At 71.1% G+C, this 21,336-nt stretch carries 18 protein-coding genes; 8 read left to right on the top strand and 10 right to left on the bottom strand.

Features of this window, described 5'->3' with window-relative positions:
- Positions 1 to 93: 93 nt before the first annotated feature.
- The 4 genes from BLR05_RS01445 (at position 94) to BLR05_RS01430 (ending at position 4,229) form a co-directional block, all read left to right on the top strand.
- Positions 94 to 2,319, top strand: coding sequence for a sensor domain-containing diguanylate cyclase (locus tag BLR05_RS01445; RefSeq protein WP_092831916.1), 2,226 nt, complete (start codon positions 94 to 96; stop codon positions 2,317 to 2,319).
- Positions 2,320 to 2,543: 224 nt separating this feature from the next.
- Complete coding sequence (locus BLR05_RS01440) at positions 2,544 to 3,206, top strand: DUF8616 domain-containing protein (RefSeq protein ID WP_092831915.1); 663 nt, start codon at positions 2,544 to 2,546, stop codon at positions 3,204 to 3,206.
- Positions 3,203 to 3,907, top strand: a complete 705-nt coding sequence (locus tag BLR05_RS01435) for a hypothetical protein (protein ID WP_092831914.1) — start codon at positions 3,203 to 3,205, stop codon at positions 3,905 to 3,907. Before BLR05_RS01440 ends, BLR05_RS01435 begins: the two co-directional genes overlap by 4 nt.
- A gap of 1 nt (position 3,908) precedes the next feature.
- Complete coding sequence (locus BLR05_RS01430; RefSeq protein WP_225979152.1) at positions 3,909 to 4,229, top strand: hypothetical protein; 321 nt, start codon at positions 3,909 to 3,911, stop codon at positions 4,227 to 4,229.
- 14 nt (positions 4,230 to 4,243) lie between these two features.
- Here the strand turns inward: BLR05_RS01430 and xdhB are convergent, their stop codons facing one another.
- The 3 genes from xdhB to BLR05_RS01415 all read right to left on the bottom strand — a co-directional run bounded on the left by xdhB (position 4,244) and on the right by BLR05_RS01415 (position 8,887).
- Complete coding sequence (gene xdhB, locus BLR05_RS01425) at positions 4,244 to 6,715, bottom strand: xanthine dehydrogenase molybdopterin binding subunit (protein WP_092831913.1); 2,472 nt, start codon at positions 6,713 to 6,715, stop codon at positions 4,244 to 4,246.
- Complete coding sequence (xdhA, locus tag BLR05_RS01420; RefSeq protein ID WP_092831912.1) at positions 6,712 to 8,268, bottom strand: xanthine dehydrogenase small subunit; 1,557 nt, start codon at positions 8,266 to 8,268, stop codon at positions 6,712 to 6,714. Before xdhA ends, xdhB begins: the two co-directional genes overlap by 4 nt.
- 130 nt (positions 8,269 to 8,398) lie before the next feature.
- Entirely contained in the window at positions 8,399 to 8,887 is a 489-nt protein-coding gene (locus tag BLR05_RS01415) for a hypothetical protein (protein WP_092831911.1), read from the bottom strand.
- Positions 8,888 to 9,050: 163 nt separating this feature from the next.
- Here BLR05_RS01415 and BLR05_RS01410 point away from each other — a divergent pair, with 163 nt between their 5' ends.
- The 4 genes from BLR05_RS01410 (at position 9,051) to BLR05_RS01395 (ending at position 13,888) form a co-directional block, all read left to right on the top strand.
- Positions 9,051 to 10,649: an ABC transporter ATP-binding protein gene (locus BLR05_RS01410; RefSeq protein WP_092831910.1), complete on the top strand. Its 1,599-nt coding sequence runs from the start codon at positions 9,051 to 9,053 to the stop codon at positions 10,647 to 10,649.
- On the top strand, positions 10,636 to 11,715 hold the full coding sequence (locus BLR05_RS01405) for an ABC transporter permease (RefSeq protein ID WP_092831909.1): 1,080 nt from the start codon (positions 10,636 to 10,638) through the stop codon (positions 11,713 to 11,715). Before BLR05_RS01410 ends, BLR05_RS01405 begins: the two co-directional genes overlap by 14 nt.
- The gene (locus tag BLR05_RS01400; protein WP_092831908.1) at positions 11,715 to 12,635 is read left to right on the top strand and encodes an ABC transporter permease; all 921 of its coding nucleotides are present in this window, start codon (positions 11,715 to 11,717) and stop codon (positions 12,633 to 12,635) included. The genes BLR05_RS01405 and BLR05_RS01400 overlap by 1 nt, the downstream gene beginning before the upstream one ends.
- 86 nt (positions 12,636 to 12,721) lie before the next feature.
- Positions 12,722 to 13,888 carry a BMP family ABC transporter substrate-binding protein gene (locus tag BLR05_RS01395; RefSeq protein ID WP_092831907.1) on the top strand — a complete coding sequence of 389 codons (1,167 nt, stop codon included), beginning with the start codon at positions 12,722 to 12,724 and terminating at the stop codon, positions 13,886 to 13,888.
- A gap of 56 nt (positions 13,889 to 13,944) precedes the next feature.
- On the opposite strand, the gene BLR05_RS01390 is transcribed toward BLR05_RS01395, so the two are convergent.
- The 7 genes from BLR05_RS01390 to ehuD all read right to left on the bottom strand — a co-directional run bounded on the left by BLR05_RS01390 (position 13,945) and on the right by ehuD (position 21,333).
- Positions 13,945 to 15,426, bottom strand: a complete 1,482-nt coding sequence (locus BLR05_RS01390; RefSeq protein WP_092831906.1) for an N-acyl-D-amino-acid deacylase family protein — start codon at positions 15,424 to 15,426, stop codon at positions 13,945 to 13,947.
- On the bottom strand, positions 15,426 to 16,412 hold the full coding sequence (locus tag BLR05_RS01385) for a Bug family tripartite tricarboxylate transporter substrate binding protein (RefSeq protein WP_092831905.1): 987 nt from the start codon (positions 16,410 to 16,412) through the stop codon (positions 15,426 to 15,428). The genes BLR05_RS01390 and BLR05_RS01385 overlap by 1 nt, the downstream gene beginning before the upstream one ends.
- A 45-nt stretch (positions 16,413 to 16,457) precedes the next feature.
- A complete protein-coding gene (locus BLR05_RS01380) occupies positions 16,458 to 17,408 on the bottom strand; it encodes an N-carbamoyl-D-amino-acid hydrolase (protein WP_092831904.1) in 951 nt (316 codons plus the stop codon).
- A 215-nt stretch (positions 17,409 to 17,623) separates the two neighbouring features.
- Entirely contained in the window at positions 17,624 to 18,547 is a 924-nt protein-coding gene (locus BLR05_RS01375) for a LysR family transcriptional regulator (RefSeq protein ID WP_092831903.1), read from the bottom strand.
- A gap of 73 nt (positions 18,548 to 18,620) precedes the next feature.
- Positions 18,621 to 19,931 carry an NAD(P)/FAD-dependent oxidoreductase gene (locus BLR05_RS01370; protein WP_092831902.1) on the bottom strand — a complete coding sequence of 437 codons (1,311 nt, stop codon included), beginning with the start codon at positions 19,929 to 19,931 and terminating at the stop codon, positions 18,621 to 18,623.
- Positions 19,928 to 20,674 carry an amino acid ABC transporter ATP-binding protein gene (locus BLR05_RS01365; protein WP_092831901.1) on the bottom strand — a complete coding sequence of 249 codons (747 nt, stop codon included), beginning with the start codon at positions 20,672 to 20,674 and terminating at the stop codon, positions 19,928 to 19,930. The genes BLR05_RS01370 and BLR05_RS01365 overlap by 4 nt, the downstream gene beginning before the upstream one ends.
- The gene (gene ehuD / locus BLR05_RS01360; RefSeq protein WP_092831900.1) at positions 20,671 to 21,333 is read right to left on the bottom strand and encodes an ectoine/hydroxyectoine ABC transporter permease subunit EhuD; all 663 of its coding nucleotides are present in this window, start codon (positions 21,331 to 21,333) and stop codon (positions 20,671 to 20,673) included. The genes BLR05_RS01365 and ehuD overlap by 4 nt, the downstream gene beginning before the upstream one ends.
- Positions 21,334 to 21,336: the final 3 nt, after the last annotated feature.

Here is a 21,336-nt window from a genome sequence, read left to right as displayed (position 1 = left end):
GTCCCGGGTGTGCATCCCTGCAACGAACCGACCGCTCCGCATGTCCCGCCCCCGCTGTTCCCGGCCGATTCCCGCGCAGAACGTGGGGCGCGCATGAGCGCGCCGCCCGCTCCGCCTGCGGCGGCCGGGCGCGGGCGCCTGCGTGCCTTCGCCACGGTGCACGACGGGCGCGAGGCGCACTGGCACATGCCCGGCCCGCTGGTGCTGCGCATGATCGCCGCCGCCGTGGCTGCCGTGCTGCTGGCCGGAGGGCTGACTGCCTGGCTGGTGGCGCGCTCCGCGCAGCACGAGGCGCTGGAGCGCCTGATGGAGCGGCAGACCGACGAGGTCGAGGCGATAGCGCTGCTGCTGTCCAGCAAGATCGAGCAGAACCAGCGCGTGCTGGCCGCGCTGGCCGAGAGCATTCCCACGCCGCTGCCCGATTCGCCGGGCGCGCTCGACGCCCTGCTCGGACAGGGGCTGCCCGCGGCGCGTTTCTTCGATGCCCTGCAGATCGCGCGGCAGGACGGCAGCCTCGGCCTGTACTGGCAGAACGGGCGGCTGCACCCCGGCGCGCAGCTGGATCCCGCCGAGCGCGACCAACTGCGGCGCACCTTGCTGGAGGGCAAGCCGCTCGTGTCCGGCGTGATCGGCAACGGTCCTGCCGACGCGCGCATCATGTTCAGCCTGCCACTGCGCGCGGCCGAGGACGGCGGGGTGCAGGGCGCGCTCGCCGGCACGCTGCGGCTGCAGTCGCAGGGCCTGCTGCCGCCGTCGATGGCGCTGCCGGCACGGGCCGGTTCGACGCTGGTGGTCTTCTCGCGCGACGGCGCCATCCTCGCGCACCCGGATACGGCCCGCGTGCTCGGGCTGGTGCGCAACGAGGCGGGGCTGTCGCAGGTGTACGAGCGGGCGCTGCAGGGCGGACAGGCGGCGGTCGCGGGGCGCGGATTCTCGGAGGTGGTGGGCGGGCAGCTCGTGAGCGTGGCGGGCGTGCCGCTGCCCCAGTGGCTGGTGGCGCGTGTGAGCGACGCACGCGCCTCGGACCTGGACCTGCTGGCCGGCGGCGGCCAGCGCGGGCTGGTGCGTGCCGCGGCCGCCACGGCCTGCGCGGCGCTGCTCGCGGCCATCGCCATCGCCGTGCTGGCCCAGCCCCTGGCACGGCTGTGCCGCCGCGTGGCGCGCGCCCGTCCCGCCGGCATCGCCGACGACGCCCCCTGGCCGTCCGGCGCAGGCGAGGTGGACGCCCTCGCGCAGGTCTGCCGCGCGCTGGTGGACGACTGCCGCCTGGCGCAGCACCGGGCGGGCGTGCTGCAGGACCAGTTCCAGGCCGTGCTGGACCATGCGCCCGCCGGCATCGTCATCACCCGCGCCGGGCACGTGATGGTCGTCGGGCTGGAGGCCTGCCGCCTGCTCGGCTACGAACCGCATGAACTGCAGGGTCAGCCCGCGCGGCTGCTCTATGCCAGCGATGCAGCCTATGCCGAAGTGGGCCGGCGCGTGCGTGCCGAGTTCGCCGCGCACGGCGCCTTCGACGGCGATGTCTGCTTCGTCCGCAAGGACGGCGGCGCGGTTTGGGCGCGGGTGCTCGGCCGGGCCGTGCGCGACGGCGCCGTGGCGGAAGGCGGCGGTACCGTGTGGATGCTGGAGGACCTGACAGCGGCGCGCGAGGCGCGGCGGCAACAGGACTGGCCCGCGGGGCACGATCCCCTCACGCAGCTCGCCAACCGCGAAGCGTTCCAGCAGCGCCTGCACGCCCTGCTGGCGGGTCGTGCGAAACTCTCCATGGTGGTGCGTCCGGTGGTTCGGAATGGTGCATTGCCTCTGGATTCGCTGCAGGACCCCGAAGGCCACGCGGACGCCGTGGTGCCCGCTGCTGCACCAGAAGAGGGCGTGCTGCTGTTTCTCGATCTCGACCATTTCACGGTGGTGAATGCGATCGCCGGGCACGACGCAGGCGACGACGTGCTGCGCCACGTGGGCCGGCTCATCGAGACGCAGGTGCGGCACGTGGGGTGGGCCGCCCGGCTGGGCGGTGACGAATTCGCGGTGGTGCTGCCCGGCTGCGCCCTGCCGCGCGGCGTGGCGATCGCCACCCAGCTCTGCGCGGCCGTGCATGCCTGGGAGCCGGCCTATGCCGGCCGCACGTACACGCTGGGCGTGAGCATCGGGCTCGTGCCGCTGGATGGGGACGCCTACGACGTGCCCACCGTGCTGCACGCGGCCGACATGGCCTGCTACGAGGCCAAGCGCGCGGGCCGCAACCGCGTCGAGGTGCGGTGGCTGCGGCCCGAACACCCGCACGAGAGCACCCCGGCGGACGGCAACGTGCAGGCCTGACCGGGGCGCGTCAGCGGGGCCTCCCGAGCACTACCGCGGAGTGGCCGTCTTGTCCATGACGGCTGTGGCAACATTCTGTTCTTCGGAACGCGGGCGGCTGCGGCATCGGCAACGGCGGCTCCGTCGGGCATAGTGCGTGCCGCACGCCGGGCGCCCGTGATGGCGCCGGCAGGGAGCCGGCAGCACCGCTGCCGCGGCGTGCGCCACAGGGAGGAATCCAAAGAATGTCGCTTGCGTACTGGCTTCGGGAGGAGCCTGCAGAGCCCGTCGAGGAGGGGCGTATCCAGCATGGGCCGGGGAAGGGGTTGCCCAAGCTGGTTTTTCAGAGTCTGGATGCTTCCAAGACCATCGTGAAGAAAATCGCGACCGTGGACCGGGTGCGGAGAAAAATCATCCTGATCCAGCCTTCGGACAAGGCTCTGTACCTGTCCGGCCTTAGAGAAAGAGGCGTTCCCGGATACGTTTACATTTTTGCCCACGCACGGTCGAACAGCCTTCAAGGGGTAACGCGGCAGGGAATCATCGTGGATCTCATCCACCGCAGCGGAATATGGCATGGGCAGCCCATCATGATCGATGCATGCAATGCTGGCGCTGACTCGGACGGTATTTCGAGCTCCCTGGCAGTGGCACTGCGTACATTCGTCACAGCCCCGACCACGACCACCTGGAACTACGCAATGGGGGGCACGGCGATCGGTCAGGGCGCTTTCGAGAAGCTGCCGGGCGTACTGGCTGGACTGCCTTTCCCGGATCTGTTCCGTCCCGGGCGCTGGCGTACCTGGGGGCCGGATGGGAAGCCGATTGCCATCACCCGGACCTCTCCACGTGACGGTGGCGAACTCGTCAAAGGTCCGCTGGCAGATGTGTTGATGAAAAAACCATGAAGATATTCCTCTGGTGGAAGAAGTCTTCCCTGGCTGCCAAACTGCTCCTGGCCTTGTTCATGCTGGCAGGCGCCTGGACGGCATGGTGGTGGGCCGACAGCGCGCGTTGTGATCGCCAGGACGAATTCACGTTGCGTGGCATTTGCCTGATCCAGATCCGTGACAGTGCCGAGCAGGGCGAGGTGCTGGCCCAATGGATCTACGGCAATTATCTCGAAGGGGAAGACCGGAAGCAGGAGGGGAACGGCTGGCAGCTTCGCGCCATGCACGGCGCCAGGAAAGGGGTTGAGCTGCACGACAACATGATCGGCTACTGCGACCGCATACCCGGCTTCGAGGCGCGCACGGTCGAAGCCATCATGCAGCGCGTGGCGTCGGACAGCCCCGATGCCCACCTGCGGCTGCTGCAGCTCTACACCCACCAGCGCTGCGGCGCGTTCGACCTGGACAAGGCCGCGGCGCAGATTCCGCTGCTCACGCAGTGCGCCTATCTTTCGCTGGGGCACTACCTGCGTGCAGCCCGGGACACCGGCCACCGCGTCGCTCCGGCGACGCGGCGCGCCATCCGGTCGAACCTGGCGCTGTGCGCGCAGGATGTCGCCCATCCACCGCCCATCGCCGACATGCTCAGCGAATTCATGCCGGTGCGCCAGGCGGACCTGGATGCGCTGTCGCGCGAGCTGGATGCGCTGGAGCGCTGACATGGCAGCAGGGCAGGGGACGCAGGCGATGGCGGCGTGGTGGCTGCGGCGCGGCAGTGGCGCGAAGTTCCTGCTCACCTTCCTGTCGGTGTTCGGGGCATGGACGGGCTGGTGGTGGATCGACAGCGCCCGCACCTGCCCCCGGCAGGAGGCAGCCACGCTGCACGGCCTGTGCCTGATGCAGGTGCGCGAGCGCGCGGAGCGGGGCGAAAGCGCGGCGCAGCGGACCTATGGCAGGTATCTGCAGATCCACGGCCGGGAGGCGGAGGCTCGGGCCTGGCAGTTGCGTTCCTTACAGCGCGCCGGCCCGGCGGCGCCCTGAGGGATGGCGCCCGGTCAGTCCGCCACGCCGCCCAGCGCGCGCAGCACGTTCTCGGCCGTGGCCGGCGACACCAGGTGCACGGGGCTGTCCGCCGAGGTGCCCTTCGGTGCCTGCGCGCGTGCTGCGGCCACCGCATCCCGCAGCGCTTCATAGACGCTCACGGCCAGCATGAAGGGCGGCTCGCCCACGGCCTTGCTACCGCCCACGTTGTCCTCGCGGTTGGCTTCGTGCCACAGGTCCACCCGGAAATGGGTCGGGATGTCGCCCGTGGCGGGGATCTTGTAGGTGCTGGGTGCGTGCGTCGCGAGCCGGCCCCGGCCGTCCCAGACGAGCTGCTCGGTGGTGAGCCAGCCCATGCCCTGCACGAAGCCACCCTCGATCTGGCCGATGTCGATGGCGGGGTTGATGCTGCGGCCCGCGTCGTGGAGGATGTCCACGGCGAGCACGCGGCTCTCTCCGGTGAGCGTGTCGATCGCCACCTCGGTGCAGGCCGCGCCGTAGGCGAAGTAGTAGAACGGGCGCCCGGTGAGCGTCGTCTTGTCGTAGTGGATTTTGGGCGTGCGGTAGAAGCCGTCGCTCCAGAGCTGGATGCGGTTGGCGTAGGCGGCCTGCACCACGTCGCGCCATGCATGCGAGCGCTTCGGCGAGGTGATCCGGCCGTTCTCGAAATGCACCGCGCCCGCGCCGCAGTGGTCCAGCCCCGCGACGAAGGCGGCGAGGTTGTCGCGCACGTGGCGCGCGGCGAACTGCGCCGCACGGCCATTGAGGTCGGTGCCGCTCGACGCCGCGGTGGCGCTGGCGTTGGGCACCTTGCTGGTGTCGCTTGCGGTGACCAGCACCCGGTCGAGCGGCACGCCCAGTTCGTCGGCCACGATCTGCGCCACCTTGGTGTGCAGGCCCTGGCCCATCTCGGTGCCGCCGTGGTTCACCTGCACGCTGCCGTCGGTATAGACATGCACCAGCGCGCCGGCCTGGTTGAAGAGCGTGGCCGTGAAGCTGATGCCGAACTTCACCGGCGTGACGGCGAGGCCGCGCTTGAGCGTCGGGTGGCGGGCGTTCCAGGCCGCCACGGCCCCGCGCCGCCCGCGGTACTGCGAGGACTGCTCCAGCCGGGGGAGCAGGTCGTGCAGGACGTTGTCCTCCACGGCCATCTGGTAGTGCGTGACGTTGCGGTTCTCCAGCCCGTAGAGGTTGGCCATGCGCACGTCCAGCGGATCCAGCCTGAGCGCGCGCGCGATGTCGCCGAGGATGGTCTCGATGGCGATCACCCCCTGCGGCCCGCCGAAGCCGCGGAAGGCCGTGTGGCTCTGGAGATGGGTCCTGCAGCGGTAGGAGGCGATCTCCACGTTCTCGAGGAAGTACGCGTTGTCGCAATGGAAGACCGCGCGGTCGGCCACGGGGCCGGAGAGGTCGGCCGAGAAGCCGCAGTTCACGGCCATGCGCAGGCGCAGGCCCTGGATGCGCCCGGTGCCGTCGAAGCCCACGTCCCAGTCGTAGGCGAAGGGATGGCGCTTGCCCGTGACCATGAAGTCGTCGTCGCGGTCCAGCCGCAGCTTCACGGGGCGCCTGGCCTTGCGCGCGGCCACGGCGGCCCACACGGCCAGGTGCCCGGCCTGCGTCTCCTTGCCGCCGAAGCCGCCACCCATGCGGCGGCAGGACACGGTGACGCGGTGGCTGTCGATGCCCAGCGCATGCGCGACCCAGTGCTGCACCTCGCCCGGGTGCTGGGTGCTCGAATGCACCTGCCACTGGCCCTGTTCCTGCGGCAGGACGTAGGCGATCTGGCCTTCGAGGTAGAAATGCTCCTGGCCGCCCACTTCGAGCGTGCCCTGCAGGCGGTGCGCCGCCGCGGCCAGGGCGGAGGCCGCATCGCCGCGGCGCACGGTGACGGGCGGCAGCACGTAGCTTTCCTGCGCCAGCGCCTCGTGCACCGAGAGCACCGGCGGCAGTTCCTCGATATCCAGCTGGACCAGCCGCGCGGCGCGGCGCGCCTGCGCCACGGTATCGGCCAGCACGAGGCCCACCACCTGGCCGGCGAACTGCACCGTGTCCTGCGCGAACACCGGCTCGTCGTGCGCGAAGGCGGCGAGCACCGGGTCGCCCGGCACGTCGGCCGCCAGCACGATGTCGCGCACGCCGGCCAGGGCTCGGGCCGCCGCGGCATCCACGCCGCGCAGGCGGCCGTGCGCCACGGGCGAGAGGATGGGCGCCGCGTGCAGCGTGCCCTTCCATTCGGGCAGGTCGTCGATGTACTGCGCCGCGCCCGCCACCTGGGCGCGGGCGCTCTCGTGGATGGAAGAGGCTCCCACGGCGCGGCGTGCGCTGCGGGGCGTGCCGTCCAGGCCGGGCGGTGGGGCTTCACCGGCCATCGGGCCGGCCGCACCTTCCGCATCGGCGCGTGCGGCCACCGGGTCCGCGTCCGCGTCGCGGCTCAGGGGCCCTTCGGGGGCGGTGCTGGTGGGCAGGGTGTCGTCGCGGCGGTTCATGCCTGTTCCTCCGCCTGCGCCGGTGCCACCGGCACGAGCTGTTCGAGCGACACGGGCAGCGCCTCGGTTCCTGCGGGGCGTTCCGGGCTCTCCAGCCAGCAGCGCCGCATCAGCGAGGCTAGCACGGCGCGCCGGTAGGCACCGCTGGCGCGCATGTCGGAAATGGGGGTGAACTCCGCCTGCAGGGCCTCGCCCGCGCGCAGCGCAGCGGCTTCGCTCCAGGGCTGGCCAGTGAGCGCAGCCTCGGCGCCGCGTGCGCGCGCCGGCACCGCCGCCACGCCGCCCGCACCGATGCGGGCCGATTGCACCGCACCATGGCGCACCGTGAGCAGCACGGCCAGGCAGACGGCGGAGATGTCGTCGTCGAAGCGCTTGGACACCTTGTAGGCGGCCAGCCGGTCGCCCGGCGCGGGCAGGGGAATGTCGATGCGCGCGACGATCTCGTCCGGCGCCAGCAGGTTGCGGCGGTAGCCCGTGTAGAAGTCTTCCAGCGGCAGGCTGCGCTCACCGCGCACGCTGGCCAGCACGATGCGCGCGCCGAGCGCGATCAGCACCGGCATCGAATCGCCGATGGGCGAGCCGTTGGCGACGTTGCCGCCCAGCGTGCCCGCATTGCGCACCGGCAGCCCGGCGAAGCGCTCGGCGAAGCGCCGCAGCGCCGGCCAGTGCGCGGCCAGCGCGGCGAAGGCGTCGTCCAGCGTGGCCGCCGCGCCGATGGAAAGATGGCCGCCCGCGGTATGGATGCGCCGCAGTTCCCCGGCACGGGTGACGTCCAGCACGCGCTCGAAGCGGCGGTGCTGCTTGGTGATCCACAGGCCCACGTCGGTGGTGCCGGCGACGATTTGCGCGTCCGGATGCGCGGCACGTGCGGCCAGCAGTCCGGCGAGCGTCTCCGGCGCCAGATAGCCGGGCGCGCCGTCCTGGGGTGCCGCCATCGGGGCCTGCAGTTCCCGCAGCCGCTCCAGCACCGCGCCTTCGTCCACCGGCTGGGCCGGCAGTTCGGCCATCCGCCCGGCGGCGTCCAGGATCGGGCGGTAGCCGGTGCAGCGGCACAGGTTGCCCGAAAGCTCCGCCACGGCCATTTCGCGCGTGACGGCGCGGCCCTGGCAGACATGGTTCTGGTACATGCCGAACAGGCTCATCACGAAGCCCGGCGTGCAGAAGCCGCACTGCGATCCGTGGCACTGCACCATGGCTTCCTGCGCGGGATGCAGCGGCGCGGGCGCGCCGGCCTCCCTCGCATCGGCGGGCGCGCCGCGCTGGATGAGCGGATCCTGCGCGAGGTCTTCCACCGTCCACAGCGCCATGCCGTCGATTGCGTGCGCGAGCCGGATGCAGCTGTTCACGGCCCGCAGGCGCAGCCGGCCCCCTTCTTCGGAGCCCAGCACCACGGTGCATGCGCCGCAGTCGCCCTCGCCGCAGCCCTCCTTGGTGCCGCAGTCGCCCAGGTCCTCGCGCAGCACTTCCAGCAGCGTGCGGTCGGGCGGCACATGGGCCAGCGTCACGGGCTGGCCACGGCGGAGGAAGCGGATCGGTCGGGAGGCAACGGTCATTCGCGGGGCTTTCTGGGGCGGGCGCCGGCGTCCAGGAACCAGACGGAGGCATGGAGGCCATGGATTGGAAGCGTAACCGGTCCCGGCGCCGCCTGCCACCGCAAATTCGATGCCAGCACCCGCACTCCCGCTAGCGGCCGCAGTCCTCGCAGACGTAGAAATACACCTCGCCCTCCTTCCCGTCCACCAGCGGCGCGAGGTAGGCCACGCCGCTGTCTGCCGCGAAGGTCATCCGCACGCGCCGCCCATCCGCGAACGATACGTCCACCCAGTCGCTCATGCATTCGCCGAAGGCGCCGTAATAGTTCATCACGTCGATCTGCGACACCGGCACGGCCTTGCGCAGGAACGTCCGCACGTGGCGGGCCGTGATCGTGCGGGACTTCGGGCGCGGTGCGGCGCAGGGCCGGTTGTCGGCATCGAAGTAGCGCGTGCTGCGGATCCGGATGCCCTGGACCGGGCCGAGCGCGTGGGGGTAGGGGCGGGCTTCCGTGCGGCGCTGGTCTGCCTGGGCAGGGGTCAGGTCCGGGGCGGGGCCTGCATGGACGGCAGCGGCGTACAGGGCCGAGCACAGGACGAAGCGGTGCAGCAGCGCACCGCGGTACGGAGAGAGAACCATGGTGTCGTCGGTGGAAGGCCGGATGTAGGCCGCAGGAACTCTTCGGATGATAGAGGGCGCCGGGTCGGCATTCCGCGCACCGGCACGGCACGGGGCTTGCATGGTCCTGTCGGGCGCTCTTCTTTCTGCGCCGCCCAATTCAATCCAAGAGACAATCGTCCGCATGAATGCTCCCCCCTCCCCGCCAGCTGACGCCGGTGCGCCGCCGCGCCTGCAGCTGTCGGGCATCACCAAGCGCTACCCGGCCGTGGTGGCCAACAGCGGCGTGTCGCTCACCGTGCAGCCCGGCGAGGTGCATGCGGTGCTCGGCGAGAACGGTGCCGGCAAGTCCACGCTGATGAAGATCATCTACGGATCGGTCAAGCCCGACGAGGGCGCGGTGTGGTTCGACGGCCGGCCCGTGTCCATCCGCAATCCGCAGGAGGCGCGGCAGCTGGGCATCGCGATGGTGTTCCAGCATTTCAGCCTGTTCGACACCCTCACGGTGGCCGAGAACGTCTGGCTGGGGCTGGACAAGGGACTGGCGCTGGCCGAGGTCACGCGTCGCATCGAGGGCACCGCGGCGCAGTACGGGCTGGACATCGATCCGCTGCGGCCGGTGCACACCCTGTCGGTGGGCGAGATGCAGCGGGTGGAGATCATCCGCGCGCTGCTCACCTCGCCGCGCCTGCTGATCCTGGACGAGCCCACGTCGGTGCTCACGCCCCAGGCGGTGGAAAAGCTCTTCGTGGTGCTGCGCCAGCTGAGCGCCGAGGGCTGCAGCATCCTCTACATCAGCCACAAGCTGCACGAGATCCGCGCGCTGTGCACGGCGTGCACGGTGCTGCGCGGCGGCAAGGTGACGGGCGTGTGCAACCCGTTGGAAGAATCGAATGCCTCGCTGTCGCGGCTCATGATCGGCGCGGAGCCGCCGGCCCTGCAGCACCGGCCCGCGCGCACGGGCGACGCCGTGCTGGAAGTCGAAGGCCTCTGCCTGCAGCGCGGCGATCCGTTCGGGGTGGAGCTGATCGACGTCGGCTTTGCCGTGCGGGCCGGCGAGGTCGTCGGCATCGCGGGCGTGTCGGGCAACGGCCAGAAGGAACTGCTCTACGCGCTCTCGGGCGAGGACACGCGTGCCGCACCCGCCATGGTGCGCGTGGCGGGCCGCCCGGCCGGCCGGATGGGCCCGCGCGCGCGCCGTGCGCTGGGCCTGCATTTCGTGCCCGAGGAGCGCCTGGGCCGCGGCGCCGTGCCCACCATGGGCCTGGCGGACAACCTGCTGCTCACGCGGTCCGATTGCGTGGGCGCGGGCGGCTGGGTGCGCACCGGAGCGCTGGCCGCGCAGGCGCGCCGCATCATCGAGCGCTTCCAGGTGAAGGCCGGCGGCCCGCAGGCGGCGGCGAAGTCGCTCTCCGGCGGCAACCTGCAGAAATTCATCGTGGGCCGCGAGATCGACGCCGGCCCGAAGCTCTTGATCGTCTCGCAGCCCACCTGGGGCGTGGACGTGGGCGCGGCCGCGCAGATCCGCGGCGAGATCCTGGCGCTGCGCGACGCGGGATGCGCGGTGCTGGTGCTGAGCGAGGAGCTGGACGAGCTGTTCGAGATCTCCGACCGCCTGCACGTGATCGCCAAGGGGCATCTGTCGCCCTCGATCGACCGGGCCGACGCCACGGTGGAGCGCATCGGCGAGTGGATGAGCGGCCTGTGGAATGCCGACGTGCAGGCGCACCTGGGCCGCCGGGCAAGCGAAGACCATCCGGAGGGCGTGCATGCTCAAGCTTGAACCGCGTCCGCAGGCCTCGCGCCTGTGGACCTATGGCTCGCCGCTGCTCGCGCTGGCCTTCACCGTGCTGATCGGCGTCCTGCTGTTCGCCGCCCTGGGCAAGGATCCGGTGCGCGGCCTCCAGGTGTTCTTCTGGGAGCCGATCAAGACGCAATATGCGATCGGCGAGCTGATGGTCAAGGCCACGCCGCTGCTGCTGATCGCGCTGGGGCTGGCCGTGTGCTTCCGCTCCAACGTGTGGAACATCGGCGCGGAAGGCCAGTTCGTCATCGGCGCCGTGGCCGCCGGCGGCATCGCGCTGCTGGCGGACAAGACCACCGGGCCGTGGATCGTGCCGGCCATCCTGGTGGCCGGCGTGCTGGGCGGCATGTGCTGGGCCGGCATCACCGCGCTGCTGCGCGACCGCTTCAATGCCAACGAGATCCTGGTCAGCCTGATGCTGGTCTATGTGGCCACGCTGGTGCTGGGCTACCTCGTCTATGGCCCCTGGAAGGACCCGATGGGCTACAACTTCCCGCAGACGCGCACCTTCGAGCGGGTGACGCAGATACCGCGCCTGATGCAGGGCTCGCGCGTGACCATCGGCCTGCCGATCGCGCTGGCCGCCGCGGCGGCGCTGTGGGTGTTCCTGTTCCGCACGCGGGCCGGCTTCGCCCAGCAGGTGGGCGGGCTCGCCCCGGCCGCCGCGCGCTATGCCGGCTTCTCGTCGCGCCGCGCGCTGTGGACGGCGCTGCTGGTCTCCGGCGGCGCGGCCGGCCTGGCGGGCGCGCTGGAAGTGGCCGGACCCCTGGGCCAGCTCACCCCCTACGTGCCGGCGGGCTACGGCTTCGCGGCCATCATCGTGGCCTTCGTGGGGCGGCTGCATCCCGTGGGCATGGTGTTTTCCGCGCTGCTCATGAGCATGTTCTACATCGGTGGCGAACTCGCGCAGTCGCGCCTCGGGCTGCCGAAATCGCTCACGGGCGTGTTCCAGGGCCTGCTGCTGTTCACGCTGCTGGCCTGCGACACGCTGATCGCCTACCGCGTGCGCTGGGTCGGTGCGCCGGCCCGGAAGGGAGCCGCGTGATGGAAGCGTACGCACTGCTCCTGGGCTCCACGCTCAGCGCTGGCACCGTGCTGGCGCTCGCCGCGCTCGGGCTGCTCATCAACGAGAAGGCGGGCATCGTCAACCTCGGCGCCGAGGGCATCATGCTCTGCGCGGCCATCGCGGGCTTCGCCACCGCCGTGCACACCGGCAGCACGTGGGCGGGCTTCGCGGCCGGCATGGGGGCCGGGGCATTGCTCGCCGCGGTGTTCGGCGTGCTGGTCATCTGGCTCAATACCAACCAGTACGCCACGGGCCTGGCGCTCAGCCTGTTCGGCGCGGGCTTCTCGGCCTTCGCGGGCATCCAGTACGTGCAGGCCAAGCTGCCCACCTTGCCGCAATACGCGCTGCCGTTGCTGGGTGACCTGCCGCTCGTCGGGCCGGCGCTGTTCCGCCAGCACCCGCTGGTGTACGGCGCGATGGCGCTCACCGCGGGCCTCGCCTGGTTCCTCTACCGCTCGCGCGCGGGGCTGGTACTGCGCTCCGTGGGCGAATCGCCCGAATCGGCCCATGCGCTGGGCTATCCGGTGCGGCGCATCCGCCTCGCGGCGGTGGTGGCGGGCGGCGCGCTGTGCGGCCTTTCGGGGGCCTACATCTCCACGGTCTATACGCCGCTCTGGGTCGAGGGCATGGTGGCCGGCCGCGGCTGGATTGCGCTGGCGCTCACCACCTTCGCCACCTGGCGCCCGGCACGGGTGTTGCTTGGTGCCTACCTGTTCGGCGGCGTGACGATGCTGCAGTTCCACCTGCAGGCCACGGGCGTGCAGGTGGCCAGCCAGCTCCTGAGCATGCTGCCCTACGTGGCGACCATCGTGGTGCTGGCGCTGATCTCGCGCAATCCGGCCTGGATCCGCGCGAACATGCCGGCCTCGCTGGGCAAGCCGTTCCACCCCGGGGGCTGACCGGGGCGGCGCGCCGTGCCATCATTGCCGTTTCCAAACGTTTCCGATTTCTTCTCTCACCTGTTTCCCCTGGAAGGACATTCGACATGACCGATCTGCACAAGCGCTCGCTGATGAAGGCCGCCGCGCTTTCCGCCCTGGCCGCCGCCGCGCTCGCGGGCTGCGGCAAGAAGGACGAGCCGGCACCGGCATCCACGCCCGCACCCGCGCCCGCCGCCTCGGCCCCCGCGGCCAAGGCCGAGCCGCTGAAGATCGCGTTCGCCTACGTCGGCCCGGTGGGCGACGGCGGCTGGTCGTTCGCGCACGACAACGGCCGCAAGGCCATCGAGAAGGAATTCGGCGACAAGGTCGTCACCAGCTTCGTCGAGAGCGTGCCCGAATCGGCCGACGCCGAGCGCGTGCTGCGCGACATGGCCGGCCAGGGCAACAAGCTGATCTTTGGCACCACCTTCGGCTACATGGAGACGATCCAGAAGATCGCCCCCGACTTCCCGGATGTGAAGTTCGAGCACGCCACCGGCTACAAGACCGCGCCCAACGTGCGCACCTACGACAGCCGCACCTACGAAGGCGCCTACATGGCCGGCGTGATCGCGGGCGCCATGACCAAGACCAACACGCTGGGCGTGGTCGGCTCGGTGCCGATCCCCGAGGTGATCCGCAACATCAACAGCTTCACGCTGGGCGCGCAGTCGGTCAACCCGAAGATCAAGACCAAGGTGGTGTGGGTGAACGAATGGTTCAGCCCGCCCAAGGAAACCGAAGCCGCCACCTCGCTGATCAACGGCGGGGCCGACGTGCTGTTCCAGAACACCGATTCGCCCGCCGTGCTCAAGACCGCCCAGGAAAAGGGCAAGCGCGCCTTCGGCTGGGATTCCGACATGACCGCCTACGGTCCCAAGGCCCACCTGGGCTCGGCCGTCATCAACTGGGGCCCGTACTACGTCAAGGCCACGCGCGACGTGCTGGAAGGCAAGTGGGCCACCGGCCAGAGCTGGTGGGGCGTGAAGGAAGGCGCGATCGACCTCGTCTCCATCGCCGACGACGTGCCTGCCGAGACCAAGGCCAAGGTGGACCAGGTCAAGGCCGGCCTGAAGGACGGTTCATTCGCGATCTGGAAGGGCCCGATTCTCGGCCAGGACGGCAAGGAACTGCTCGCCAAGGACGTGGTCGCCGACGACAAGTTCCTCTCGGGCATCAACTTCTACGTCAAGGGCGTGGAAGGCACCGTGCCGGGCGGCGACAAGAAGTGAAGCCGCGGGGCTTGCCCCGAATGGTGAAAGGGCCGCCCATGGGCGGCCCTTTTTTGTCAGCGCTCCAGTACCCGGCCCGGCCGCAGGCCCGTCGGCTTCCGGCCATCCCATACCTGCCGGCCGTTGACCCACACGCCCTTGATGCCGCGGCTCGCCTGCACGGGCCGGTCGAAGGTCGCCACGTCCTGCACCTGCACCGGATCGAACACCACGAAATCTGCCTTCCAGCCGGCGCGCAGCAGCCCCCGCTCGGCCAGGCCATAGTTCTCCGCGGCCAGTCCGGTCATCTTGTGTATGGCCGCTTCGAGCGTCAGCAGGCCCTGGTTGCGCACCAGCCGCGAGAGCACCCGCGTGAAGGTGCCCCACTGGCGCGGGTGGGGATGCGGATCGAAGGGCAGGCCGTCGGAGCCCACCATGGTGCGCGGGTGCGCGAGGATGCGCTCAACGTCGCGCTCGTCCATCAGGAAATAGATCGCGCCCGCGGGCGCGAGCCGCTGCAGCATGGCGTCGTCGTCCAGGCCCCATTCGCGCTGCAGGTCCGCATAGTCGCGGCCCTGGGCGGACGGCTCGCCGCGCGACCAGGCGATGAGCGTGCGGCGCGCGAGCCGCACACGGTCCAGGCGCAGCATGGTAGAGGTCGCGGGATACGGGTGGCAATCGAGGCACACGGGCTGCAGCAGGCCGGCCCGGTCGATGCGCGCGAGCGTCTCCACCGAGCGGCCGTGGTTGCGCTCGCCCGCCAGCTTGTGGTGCGAGAACACGACGCGGGCGCCGAGCGCGCGGCCGATGTCCAGGGCTTCCTCGATCGCTTCGTCGATGCGGTCGGACTCATCGCGCAGGTGGGTGGCATACACCATGCCGGCGCGGCCGCGCATGGCCTCGCCGATGTCGATGATCTCCTGCGTGGTGGCGTGCTGCGCGGGCGGATAGAACGTGCCCGTGGACAGGCCAAAGGCGCCGGCTTCCAGCGCCTCTTCCAGCAGGCGCGCCATGCGGACGGATTCTTCCGGCGTGGCCGGTCGCTGCAGGTCGTCCATCGCGCTCACGCGCAGGCTGGCGTGGCCCACCAGGGGAATCACGTTGACCGCGGCAGGGGCCTCGCGCAGCGCCTGCATCCACGCAGGGAAGTCGGGATAGCGGAACAGATCGGGGGGGCCGAGCAGGTCGAGCGGCTGGGGCAGGGCGCGGCCGGGCGGCACGGGCGCGAGGCTGATGCCGCAGTTGCCCGTCACCACCGTGGTCACGCCCTGCGAAACCTTGGGCACCATTTCCGGATGGGCCAGCAGGTAGCCGTCGTCGTGGGTGTGGGAGTCGATGAAGCCCGGCGCGACCACGCGTCCGGCGATGTCGATGACCACATGCGCGCCGGCCGCGCCGATGCCCGGCTCCAGCACGGCAGCGATCGTCTCGCCTTCGACCAGCAGGTCGGCGGGCCGCGGTGCCGCGCCGCTGCCGTCGATGAGCAGGCCGCCGCGCAGCAGCAGGCGCGCGTCCGGGGCTGCTGCGGCGGTGCCCGGGGTGGTGGCGGGCCCGACCATCAGTCGAGCTTCTCGATCTTGTTGCGCTCGATCAGTTCGCCCCAGCGCTTTGTCTCGCGGTCGATGGTGCGCTGGAAGTCGGCGGGCGTGCCGCCGGCCGGCACGGCCCCGAGCTTGGCCAGCCCTTCGCGCACGGCGGGCGTGGCCAGCGCGGCGTTGATCGCGGCGTTCAGTTTGGCGATGATCTCGGGCGGTGTGCCGTGCGGCGCGACCACGCCGCCCCAGGCCACGGTCTCGTAGCCCTTCACGCCGGATTCGTCCAGCGTGGGCACGTTGGGCAGCAGGGCGATCCGCTTCGCGCTGCTCACGGCCAGCGCGCGCACCTTGCCCGCGGCCACGAGCGGGCCGACTTCGGACGAGTTGGCGAACAGGTAGTCGATGCGCCCGCCCATCAGGTCCTGCAGCGCGGCCGGGCCGCCGTTATAGGGCACGAAGAGCACGTCGATGCCCGCCATGCTGCGGAACAGCTCTCCACCCATGTGCCCGGTGGTGCCCACGCCGGGCGCGCCGAACGACAGCTTGCCCGGTGCCTTGCGCGCCGCGGCGATCAGGCCGGCCACGTCCTGGATGGGTGATTCCCTGGGCACGATCAGCACGTTGTAGAGGTCGAAGGCATGGGCCACCGGCACCAGGTCGCGGTCCACGTCGTAGGGCAGTTTCCTGAACAGGGTGCGGTTCACGGCCAGCGTGTTCACGTTGCCGTAGCCGATGGTGTAGCCGTCCGCCGGCCGGCTCCTGATCTGCATGATCCCGATGTTGCCGGCGGCGCCGGGCCGGTTGTCGATCACCACCGGCACGCCGAGCGACTTCGAGAGTTCGTTGGTCACGATGCGCGACAGCACGTCGGGCGAGCCGCCGGCGGCCGATGGCACGACGAAGGTGATGGGCTTCTCGGGCCATGCGGCCTGCGCCGGCAGGGAGGCTGCCGACAGGCAGGCGGCCGAGGCCAGGAGCGCGAGGGAGCGGGACAGCATGCGGTGGATCATGGTGGAGCTTTCTCAGGGGAATGGGGATGGGGGGTGGGGACAGGCTCAGGGCAGCGGATTGCCCGCGCCGGTGCGCTCGACGATCAGGCGGTAGTGCTCTGGGCGGCGGTGCTTCGCGAAGTTGAAGACGTGCTCGCGGAAGTGCTCGCCGAGCGACAGGTCGGCGCGCACGCAGATCACCTCGTCCTCTTCGCTGGTGGTGCGCGCGACGATCTCGCCGCTGGGCGCGACGATGACCGAGCTGCCGATCATGTGGTGCCCGTCCTCCGTGCCGCACTTGGCGGCCGCAGCCACCCAGATGCCGTTCTGGTAGGCGTTGGCCTGCAGCGAGATCAGGTGCGTGGTGGTGCGCAGGTGGGCCGGTTCGTCCCAGTGGATGTTGACCGAGGGCGTGTTGTAGCCGAGCACCACGACCTCGGCGCCCTGCAGCGCCATCACGCGGTAGGTCTCGGGCCAGCGGCGGTCGTTGCACAGGCACATGCCCATGCGCACGCCGTCGGTGTCGAAGGCGCGGAAGCCCAGGTCGCCGACCTCGAAGAATTTCTTCTCCAGGTGCTGGAAGGGCGCCTCGGGCTTGTGGTCCGCATGGCCGGGCAGGTGGATCTTGCGGTAGTGGCCGCGGATGGCGCCGTCCTGCCCCACGATCACCGCCGAATTGAAGCCGCGGCCTTCGGCGGTCAGCTCCGCATAGCCGAGGTAGAAGCCGACGCCGAGCCGGCGCGCCTCGTCGAACAGCGGCTGCGTCTGCGGGCCCGGCAGGCTGCGCTCGAAGAAGCGCTCCTGCGCCTCCGCTTCCGGCATCCAATAGCGCGGGAAGAACGTGGTCAGCGCCAGTTCGGGAAACACCACGAACCGCGCGCCGCGGCCGTGCGCCTCGCGCAGCATCGCGACCAGGCGCGCCACCACCGAGGGCCGGCTGTCGGCCAGGTGGACGGGGCCCATCTGGGCGACGGCCAGGTCGAGGAAACGGCGGGCAGGGGCGGGGCGCGATGTCATGGAAACCTTCTTCTCTTCGTTGCAGCGGGGTGATGCAATCGATTATTCGAAGCGGTGTCCGGTGCGTCGAATGACGCTTTGTCGCGCAGGTTTAACCGGGTGTTAAGCCTTCGCATCCCCGCGGTGCGCACGGGCGGGCCCTGCACCGGCAGGGGGCGGAAAACCCGTCCCGCACTCCACCGTGGTGCGTCCCCGCCTGTCCTGCGCGGCGGAACTCAGCCGGTCGCGCCGTCGTCCGGGAAAGGCAGCGCCAGCCCGCACTGCAGCAGCACGCTGTGCAGGGCGTGCAGCAGGGCTTGGGCGGCAGGGGACAGCGGCTCGGACTGGAGGTGGACCAGGTCGGCCAGGATGGGCTGCGCGCCGCGTACCGGAATCACCTTGAAGCGAGACTCCAGCCAGCCCTGGAGCGAATACTCGTCCACCAGCGCGGCCCCCGCGCCCGCATGCACCAGGGCGCAGGCGTAGTGGGGCGAGGTGACCTCGACGTTGAAGCGCGGCGCCGCATCGCCGGCCGCGAACATCTGGTCGATGCGCAGCCCCAGCGGCGAGTCGTGCGGATAGCCGATGAGCTCGTGCGGCAGCAGCTCCTCCGTGCCGACCTCCTCGTACGCGGCCAGGGGGTGGCTGCGCGGGCAGATGCACAGCAGCCGGGCAGCCGCGAGAGGACGGGTGGTGAGGTTCGGATGATCGACCGGGAAGGTGGAAATGCCCAGGTCGGCCCGCTGCTGCAGGATGCGTTCCTTCAGCGCGTCGTGGTTCAGGCAATGGAAATGCACCTGCAGGTCCGGCAGCGTCGTCCGCAGCTGGGCGATCGCCAGCGGCACGATCATCTGCCCGAGGCTGGGGCTCGACAGGATGCTCACCAGGCCCCGGCGCCGCACCGCGAGCTCCCGCGTCAGGCTGCCGATGCGCTGCACGCCGCCATAGACCTGCTCGACCTCCAGGTACAGCCGCCGGGCCTCGGCCGTGGGATGCAGCCGCCCCTTGACGCGCTCGAACAGCGCGAAGCCCAGCCGGCCCTCGGTGTGCGACAGCAGCCGGCTGATGGCGGGCACGGACACGTGGAGCAGGCGCGCCGCCCCGCTGACGGACCCGGTGACCATCACGGCCCGGAAGGCTTCGATCTGTCGCAGATTCATGGCCCGATTCTGCGGCGTGCGGGCCGGGCGTGGCTGCCTGCGTGCCGCCGCTGCGCGGAACCCGCGCCGGGAATCAGGCGTTCAGCCTGTCCATCAGGCTGTACCAGGCCACGCCCGCCGCCACGTAGAACCGCTGCAGCCCGTGCAGCGGGATGGGCTGGATGGGGGTGACGGGGTAGGGGCAGCGCTGCGGAGGGCCGCCTGCCACCAGGGCCGCCACTTCCCGCCCCATGCTCGTGGCGAGCGCCACGCCGCGGCCGTTGTAGCCGAGCGCCAGGGTGACGCCCGGCGCAGGCTGGTGCAGGTGGGGCATGAAGTCGCGCGTGACCGCGATGCGTCCGGCCCAGCGGTACGCGTACTCCAGCGGACCCAGGCCGGGAAACATCAGCGCCGTGGCGCGCTCCAGGTGCGCGAAATCCGACGCGCCGGCCGGGTCCGTGAAATGTCCGCGCCCGCCCATCAGCAGGCGGCCCTGCGCATCCTTGCGGAAGTACAGCAGCAGCCGCTGCGAGGTGGAGCCGGTTTCTCCGCCGGGCAGGATGGCGTCGCCGCCCGGGCCGAGCGGGCGCGTGGCGACGATGAAGCTGTTGGCCGCCAGCACCGTGCGCGCCAGGCCCGGCCACAGGCCGTCGGTGTAGCCGTTGGTGGCCAGCACGACCTGGCCCGCCTCCACGCTGTGGCCCGCGGCCGTGGTGGCCACCCAGCGCGTGCCCTGCCGTTCCAGCTTCGCCAACGGCGAGCCGCCGTGCAGGTGCACGCCCAGGCCCTGCGCCGCGCGCGCCAGGCCGCGCGCATAGGCGAGCGGCTGCACGGCCCCGGCGCGCCCGTCCCACCAGCCACCCGCGAACGCCGGGCTGCCGATGCGCGCGGCCGCCTCGGTGCGGCCGAGCATGGCGGTGCGCACGCCGTGGCGCTCCCACTGCCGAGCGCGCGCATGCATGCCTGCCACCGCCTGCTCGGTGTAGCCCACCTGCAGCCATCCCGCGCGCACCGGGGCGCAGTCGATGCGGTGGCGGTCGATGAGGCCGAACACCAGGTCCGCCGATCCGGACACGGCCTGGATCAGGGGCTCCGCCCGGGCGGGGCCGTAGATGCGCAGCAGCTCGTCCGGGTCGTGCTTGAGGCTGGGGTTCACCTGCCCGCCGTTGCGGCCCGAGGCGCCCCAGCCGATGCCGTGTGCATCCAGCACGCGCACGCGCGCTCCGCCCTCGGCCAGGTGCAGCGCGGTGGACAGGCCCGTGTAGCCCGCGCCCACCACCAGCACGTCCGCCGCCTGCCGGTCCTGGAGCGGCGGTGCCTCCGGCGCCGGCGGCGCGGTGGCGGCCCAGAGCGAGTCCGCGGCCGGATGGGTGCCGATCGGGCGTGCCGAAGCGGCGCCGCTCATGCCGAGCTCCCCGTGGGGGCATGCAGCACCCGGCGCAGGAAGTCCTGGGTGCGCGCATGCCGTGGCGCGCCCAGCACCTGCGCCGCGCTGCCTTCCTCCACGATGGCACCGCCGTGCAGGAAGCACACGCGGTCGGCCACCTCGCGCGCGAAACCCATCTCGTGCGTCACCACCACCATCGTCATGCCTTCATCCGCCAGCGTGCGCATCACGCCCAGCACGTCGCCCACCAGTTCCGGGTCCAGTGCCGAGGTGGGCTCGTCGAACAGCATGGCCTCGGGCTTGAGCGCCAGGGCCCGCGCGATCGCCACGCGCTGCTGCTGCCCGCCCGAGAGCTGCGCCGGGTAGTGCCCGCCCTTGTCGGCCAGGCCCACCTTGGCGAGCAGCGCCCTGGCCTCCGCGCGGGCCTGGTCCGCGGGCACCCCCTGCACGTGCACGGGGCCTTCCATCACGTTCTCCAGCGCGGTGCGGTGGGGGAACAGGTTGAAGCGCTGGAACACCATGCCCATGCGGCGGCGCAGCAGGTGGATGCCGGCGGCGCCCTGGTCCACGCGCTCGCCGAAGGCGCGCACCTCGCCGCCCTGGTAGGACTCCAGTCCGTTGATGCAGCGCAGCACGGTGGACTTGCCCGATCCCGAGGGGCCGATGAGGCAGACCACCTCGCCGCGCGCCACGCGCAGGCTCACGCCCTGCAGCACGCGGTGCGCGCCGTAGGATTTCTCCAGGCCTTCGATCTCGATCATCGGCGGCTCCCCGCGCCCAGCCGGCGCTCCAGGCGCCGCAGGCAGGCCACCAGCGGCAGGCTCATCGCAAGGTAGAGCAGCGCCACCAGGGTATAGACGGTCATGTTCTGGAAGGTGGACGAGGCGATGAGCTGGCCCGCGCGCGTCATCTCCGCCACCGTGATGGTGGAGACCAGCGACGAGTCCTTGAGCATCATCACCAGCGTGTTGCCGTAGGGGGGCAGCGCGATGCGGAAGGCCTGCGGCAGGATCACCCGCCGCATCAGCAGGGCAGGGCGCATGCCCATGGCCAGCGCCGCTTCGCGCTGGCCCGGGTCCACCGCCTCGATGCCGGCGCGGAAGTTCTCCGCCTGGTAGGCGGAATAGGCGATGCCCAGCCCGATCACGCCGGCCTGGAAGGCCGTGAGCTGCACGCCGAAATCCGGCAGCACGAAGTAGATGTAGAACAGCTGCACGATGATCGGCAGCCCGCGGATCACGTTGATGAAGGTGGAAGCCGCGAGCGACACCGCGCGCACGGACGAAAGCTTGCCGAGCGCGAGGACCAGCCCGAGGGCGCTGCTGAGCAGGAAGGCGAGCACGGTGACCTGCACCGTGACCACCGCGCCCTGCAGCAGGATGGGCAGGAAATCGCGCGCATGCTGGAGGAAATTGGACATGGG

This window comes from Paracidovorax cattleyae, from assembly GCF_900104515.1.
Taxonomy (GTDB): Bacteria; Pseudomonadota; Gammaproteobacteria; order Burkholderiales; family Burkholderiaceae_C; genus Paracidovorax; species Paracidovorax cattleyae.
The sequence above is the reverse complement of the archived record's forward strand: the minus strand, read 5'-3'. Positions and strand labels throughout refer to the sequence as shown.

Excerpts from the sequence above, each read along its gene's own strand:
- BLR05_RS01445 (WP_092831916.1), top strand. The coding sequence starts at position 94 with ATGAGCGCGCCGCCCGCTCCGCCTGCGGCGGCCGGGCGCGGGCGCCTG.
- BLR05_RS01440 (WP_092831915.1), top strand. The coding sequence starts at position 2,544 with ATGTCGCTTGCGTACTGGCTTCGGGAGGAGCCTGCAGAGCCCGTCGAG.
- BLR05_RS01435 (WP_092831914.1), top strand. The coding sequence starts at position 3,203 with ATGAAGATATTCCTCTGGTGGAAGAAGTCTTCCCTGGCTGCCAAACTG.
- BLR05_RS01430 (WP_225979152.1), top strand. The coding sequence starts at position 3,909 with ATGGCAGCAGGGCAGGGGACGCAGGCGATGGCGGCGTGGTGGCTGCGG.
- xdhB (WP_092831913.1), bottom strand. The coding sequence starts at position 6,715 with ATGAACCGCCGCGACGACACCCTGCCCACCAGCACCGCCCCCGAAGGG.
- xdhA (WP_092831912.1), bottom strand. The coding sequence starts at position 8,268 with ATGACCGTTGCCTCCCGACCGATCCGCTTCCTCCGCCGTGGCCAGCCC.
- BLR05_RS01415 (WP_092831911.1), bottom strand. The coding sequence starts at position 8,887 with ATGGTTCTCTCTCCGTACCGCGGTGCGCTGCTGCACCGCTTCGTCCTG.
- BLR05_RS01410 (WP_092831910.1), top strand. The coding sequence starts at position 9,051 with ATGAATGCTCCCCCCTCCCCGCCAGCTGACGCCGGTGCGCCGCCGCGC.
- BLR05_RS01405 (WP_092831909.1), top strand. The coding sequence starts at position 10,636 with ATGCTCAAGCTTGAACCGCGTCCGCAGGCCTCGCGCCTGTGGACCTAT.
- BLR05_RS01400 (WP_092831908.1), top strand. The coding sequence starts at position 11,715 with ATGGAAGCGTACGCACTGCTCCTGGGCTCCACGCTCAGCGCTGGCACC.
- BLR05_RS01395 (WP_092831907.1), top strand. The coding sequence starts at position 12,722 with ATGACCGATCTGCACAAGCGCTCGCTGATGAAGGCCGCCGCGCTTTCC.
- BLR05_RS01390 (WP_092831906.1), bottom strand. The coding sequence starts at position 15,426 with ATGGTCGGGCCCGCCACCACCCCGGGCACCGCCGCAGCAGCCCCGGAC.
- BLR05_RS01385 (WP_092831905.1), bottom strand. The coding sequence starts at position 16,412 with ATGATCCACCGCATGCTGTCCCGCTCCCTCGCGCTCCTGGCCTCGGCC.
- BLR05_RS01380 (WP_092831904.1), bottom strand. The coding sequence starts at position 17,408 with ATGACATCGCGCCCCGCCCCTGCCCGCCGTTTCCTCGACCTGGCCGTC.
- BLR05_RS01375 (WP_092831903.1), bottom strand. The coding sequence starts at position 18,547 with ATGAATCTGCGACAGATCGAAGCCTTCCGGGCCGTGATGGTCACCGGG.
- BLR05_RS01370 (WP_092831902.1), bottom strand. The coding sequence starts at position 19,931 with ATGAGCGGCGCCGCTTCGGCACGCCCGATCGGCACCCATCCGGCCGCG.
- BLR05_RS01365 (WP_092831901.1), bottom strand. The coding sequence starts at position 20,674 with ATGATCGAGATCGAAGGCCTGGAGAAATCCTACGGCGCGCACCGCGTG.
- ehuD (WP_092831900.1), bottom strand. The coding sequence starts at position 21,333 with ATGTCCAATTTCCTCCAGCATGCGCGCGATTTCCTGCCCATCCTGCTG.